Raw genomic sequence first — 1,104 nt, 5'->3', positions numbered from 1 at the left:
CTAGATAATTGGGATATGCTCTAAGAAAACTTAAATAGCTCATTTAGTGTTGTAAGCATTAATGAACCCTTGTATATTTATGGACCATTACAGTATATGAACCAGCCCTATGAGGAATGCGGTCATGACGACTTATATCTACACGCGCTACTCTCCGAAAAACAAAGCCCACAGTGAGCACCTTGCTGCGTTGCGCGAGGCCGCTCCTGATGCACTGCATTTTGAAGATAAAATTCGTGGCTGCGTTCCCCCTTCAGAAAGAGAAGCGTTTCAAAAACTTAGCAATACTATTCAATCTGGCGACACCATCGTGATGTGGTGGCTGACAGCATTTGGTCGCGATTTTAGTCAGGCTCTCAACGCCATTCGAGCCTTGCTTGAAAAAGGCGTCACACTAAAAACCGTATGTGAACCATTGACGTTTGAACCTGACTCAGAACAGACGAAAACGTTACTCGCTTTGCTATCAGGTTATGGAAAGGTACAAATTCAACATCGGTTGTTCGCGGCAGAGCAAGGCCGCCAAGCCATTAAAGATCAACCAGATTTGTGGAAACAGAAGTTCCGTGGCCGCCCTGCTGACCGGGAAAAACATCGGCTCATCGCGGCGTTACTATTAGAAGGGAACACGCTGTTAAGCGTGGCAGAGCAATGCGATGTCAGCTTGTCGACGGTTAAACGAGTCAAAGCAAAATTGAGCGAGTTTGATGAAGATGGCGCTCTAAGAACGCGAAAAAATGCCGGATTCGCCGATGGTGAATCATCATGAACCGTCCCATCAATTTCCGCACGATTCTATTGGCATGTTTGATCATCAGTGTTGGCCAACTGAGCATGGGTTTAGTGATGCCTTCCCTACCTTGGATCGCCAAAGACTTCTCAGTTTCACTCGATCAAGCGCAGCTCCTCGTGAGTATTTATCTACTTGGATTTGGCCCTTCCCAGTTCATCTATGGCCCAATGTCCGACGCATTAGGGCGCAAGAAAGTGCTACTCGCTGGTTTGCTGATCGCAATGTCCGGCTTGCTGATGATCATTTTCTGGAGCCATACGTTTACTGGCATGGTATTAGGCCGCTTTTTGCAGGGCTTAGGGACGGGTTGC

General features: G+C 47.3%; 2 protein-coding genes. Both read left to right on the top strand.

Annotated features, from left to right (window positions below; genetic code table 11):
* The first annotated feature begins 124 nt into the window (after positions 1-124).
* Entirely contained in the window at positions 125-769 is a 645-nt protein-coding gene (locus R7P35_RS25830) for a recombinase family protein (protein WP_005458375.1), read from the top strand.
* The coding region (locus tag R7P35_RS25825) for an MFS transporter (RefSeq protein WP_318093306.1) at positions 766-1,104 on the top strand (339 nt) is incomplete at its 3' end. The genes R7P35_RS25830 and R7P35_RS25825, both read left to right, overlap by 4 nt.

It is taken from the genome of Vibrio sp. Vb0304 (assembly GCF_033338995.1).
In the GTDB taxonomy this organism is placed as follows: Bacteria; Pseudomonadota; Gammaproteobacteria; order Enterobacterales; family Vibrionaceae; genus Vibrio; species Vibrio alginolyticus.
The sequence above is the reverse complement of the archived record's forward strand: the minus strand, read 5'-3'. Positions and strand labels throughout refer to the sequence as shown.

Excerpts from the sequence above, each read along its gene's own strand:
- R7P35_RS25830 (WP_005458375.1), top strand. The coding sequence starts at position 125 with ATGACGACTTATATCTACACGCGCTACTCTCCGAAAAACAAAGCCCAC.